Origin of the sequence: Lacisediminihabitans sp. (assembly GCF_036404185.1) — a bacterium.
In the GTDB taxonomy this organism is placed as follows: domain Bacteria; phylum Actinomycetota; class Actinomycetes; order Actinomycetales; family Microbacteriaceae; genus Lacisediminihabitans.
Genome location: NZ_DASWPB010000143.1, coordinates 1 through 3,090, shown reverse-complemented (window position 1 = coordinate 3,090; position 3,090 = coordinate 1). Strand labels below are relative to the sequence as shown.

Below are 3,090 nucleotides of genomic sequence, written 5' to 3'. Positions count from 1 at the left end.
GCCTTCTCGTTGGAGGTCCTCTTGGCGTAGCCGAGGTCGGGTGCGATGGATCGGAACCGGGGGGAGAACGGGGAGCCGAGACGCACGACGATGTTCGGGATCGTCCGGGTGGGCACCTTCTCCGCCGCCGGGCCGAGGTCTGCCCTGATCGTCGCACCGATGTCCTTCATCTCGATCGCCGGTCCGCTGGACAGCAGGAACCGCTGACCGGAGGCATCCGGGGTCGTCATGGCGAGGATGTGCGCCGCCGCGACGTCGCGGACGTCGACGATCGGGATGAACAGGTGCGGGAAGGCGGGCATGTCGCCGTTGAGCATGCTCTGGACGATGTGGTTCGAACCGGAGATGTTGTCGCCCATGACCGGTCCCATGACGGCGACCGGGAGCATCGTGACCAGCTCCATCGGTCCGGTCGTGTCCTTCATGAAGTCCCATGCGGCCCGTTCTGCCAGGGTCTTGCTCCTGCCGTAGGCGTCGACGCCTGGACCATCGAGGACGGTCCAGTCTGTCTCGGTGAAGACGTGCTCGTCGCGGGGGTGACCCCAGCTGACGGCGTGGAACGCGGAGGTCAGCACGACCCGTCTGACGCCGGCGTCACGGGCGGCGCGCAGCACCCGCAGGGTGCCCTCGCGTGCCGGGACGATGAGGTCGTTCTCGTCCTCGACGTGCCCGGGCCGCACGGGAGAGGCCACGTGCAGCACGTAATCGACATCGCGCATCGCCTCGGCCCAGCCGTCGTCGTGTGTCAGGTCGGCGGCGACGAAGGTCAGATCGGCGTCGCGTGCCATCCCCGCGTCGACGAGGACGGATCGGACGGAGGCCGCGCGGTCCAGCGAGCGGATCGTGGTGCGGACCCGATAGCCCGCCGCGAGCAACTGCACGATGCAATGGCCCGCGATGAAACCGGAGCCTCCGGTCACGAGAACTGTGATGTCTGGCATGGGCCTCTTTCGAATCGGTGGATGTCTTGTCTGATTCGACACTCGCCCCTCCGACGGGGTGCCGCCAGTACCGCCCGGATACTGGTAGTCCCGCGACCACCGTCGGAGAGGGGTCTCGGTCTACCGTGGGAGGGTGACCGAATCATCGACTCCGCTGGGCGAGTTCCTGCGCGCCCGCCGCGAGCTGGTGACCCCGGAACAGGCCGGGATCACCGTCGGCGGTGTCCGTCGGGTTCCTGGGCTCCGGCGTGAAGAGGTCGCGATGCTCGCCGGGATCAGCAACGAGTACTACCTTCGGCTCGAGCAGGGCCGCTACCAACACCCCTCCGCCCAGGTGCTCGAGGCCATTGCTCGCGTCCTGCGGCTCGACGACGAGAGTCTGACCTATCTCCTCGGTCTCGCGGCGGAGAAGAGCCGCACCGGGCGGCGGCGCCCGCGGCGGGAGGTCGTCCCGTCCGGAGTGCAGAAGCTCATCGCGGCCCTTCCGCTGCCCGCTTTCGTCGAGGGCCGCTACCTCGATGTCCTCGTCGCCAACCCCCTGGCGACCGCCATCTCGCCGCGACTGATCGTCGGCGCCAACCGCCTCCGCGACGTGTTCCTCGACCCGGACGAGCGCGACCTGTTCCTGGACTGGGACCTCGCCACCGAGGGGATCGTCGCCTCCTTCCGGCAATCCGTCGGGACGCAGCTCGACGACCCGCGTTTCATCGAGCTGGTCGGTCAGCTCTCCCTTGCCAGTCCCCGCTTCCGGAGGCTCTGGGGACGCCACGACATCGGCGGACGAACGGGCGCGCTCATGCGCTTGCAACATCCGCTCGTCGGCGAGCTGCACCTCAACCGCGAGAAACTGATCGTGGGGGAGGCCAGCAACCTGACCATCGCCGTGTATCACGCCGATGCAGGCACCGCTGATGCCGACAAGCTCGCCATGCTCGCCTCGACCGTTGCCACCCCGATAGGAGAACAGGCGTCGCTCGGCGGAGCGTGAGACTCCCGTCGCAGCGACGGGCACACTCTCGCTCAGTCGACGCTGAGCAGCTCCGCCATCTGCGCGTAGAACGTGGCGGGGTCGCCCGCGAGCGACGCCTTTACCATCGCCGTCCAGTCATCGACGATCACCTCGATCGATCCGACGGCCAGGCCGTCGAGAGAGCGGCGCGGCACCTCCCGGGGATCGATCTTGGGCCCGTCGTAGCCTGCAGAGATGTCCGTGTCGGCGGCGCCGAGGAGGACGCCCTGCACGAGGGTGCCCTGAGCGGCGAGTTCAAGACGCACACCGTTGGTCATGTTCCACTCCGCGGCCTTGGCGGCGGAGTACGACCCGCTGCTGGGCGTCGCGAACCACGACAGCGCCGACAGCACATTCACGATCCCGCCGCCGCCGTTCACCGCGAGGACGGGAGCGAACGCGCGGATCACGCGAAGGGTGCCCCAGAAGTGCGTGTCCATCTCGCGACGCACCTCGTCGAGGTCCCCCGTCACGAGGGCGGCACCGGTCGAGATGCCGGCATTGTTGACAAGAAGGGTCACATCGCGCGCGGCCGCCGCGGCCGCGACGACGGACCCGGGGTCGACCAGATCCAGGTGCAGCGGTACGACCCGGCTGTCGTCGAAGTCGAGTGTCTCGGGTCGCCGAGCCGTTGCATAGACCTTGCTCGCCCCGCGCTCGAGCAGTTCGAGGACGAACTGGCGGCCGATACCGCGGTTGGCTCCGGTGACGAGGGCGATCTGATCGGTGACATTCATGGATTGGCTGCTTCCTGCAGAGGTGTTCGTGGATTCGACGGGGCGCGTCCGGCCCGGTCTCGACTACTCTAAGAGTTCACATTGACGTCAAGGTCAAGTCGGGATCCCGGAGCGGGACCACAGGAGGGCACGGATGCGGATAGGCGATGTCGCACACCAGGCGGGGGTCAGCACCAGAGCCCTCCGCTACTACGAAGAGCAGGGACTGCTCCCGTCGGAACGCACCGCCAGCGGCCAGCGGAGTTACCCGGAGTCGGCCGTGGAACGCGTCCGGCTGATCCAGCAGTTCTTCACCGCCGGTCTGCCCAGCCGCACCATCGTGCAGCTGCTGCCCTGCGTCGATACCGGCCACGGCTCTCCTGAGGCCTTCGAGTTGCTCGCGACGGAGCGTGACCGCATCACC

4 protein-coding genes are annotated in these 3,090 nt (G+C 68.0%); 2 read left to right on the top strand and 2 right to left on the bottom strand.

Going from position 1 to position 3,090, the window contains the following annotated elements; translation table 11 throughout:
• Positions 1-941, bottom strand: a 941-nt coding sequence (locus VGC18_RS10440) for an aldehyde reductase (RefSeq protein ID WP_331097025.1), incomplete at its 3' end; no start/stop codon positions are given.
• A 133-nt stretch (positions 942-1,074) separates the two neighbouring features.
• Here VGC18_RS10440 and VGC18_RS10435 point away from each other — a divergent pair.
• A complete protein-coding gene (locus VGC18_RS10435; protein ID WP_331097022.1) occupies positions 1,075-1,929 on the top strand; it encodes a helix-turn-helix transcriptional regulator in 855 nt (284 codons plus the stop codon).
• A 32-nt stretch (positions 1,930-1,961) separates the two neighbouring features.
• Here VGC18_RS10435 and VGC18_RS10430 read toward each other — a convergent pair whose 3' ends face one another.
• Positions 1,962-2,687, bottom strand: a complete 726-nt coding sequence (locus VGC18_RS10430; RefSeq protein WP_331097020.1) for an SDR family oxidoreductase — start codon at positions 2,685-2,687, stop codon at positions 1,962-1,964.
• 133 nt (positions 2,688-2,820) lie between these two features.
• Between VGC18_RS10430 and VGC18_RS10425 the strand changes: the two genes are divergently transcribed.
• On the top strand, positions 2,821-3,090 hold a 270-nt coding region (locus VGC18_RS10425; RefSeq protein ID WP_331097018.1), incomplete at its 3' end, for a MerR family transcriptional regulator.

What these genes read in the sequence shown, in the direction of transcription:
- VGC18_RS10430 (WP_331097020.1), bottom strand. Translation starts at nt 2,687, where the DNA reads ATGAATGTCACCGATCAGATCGCCCTCGTCACCGGAGCCAACCGCGGT.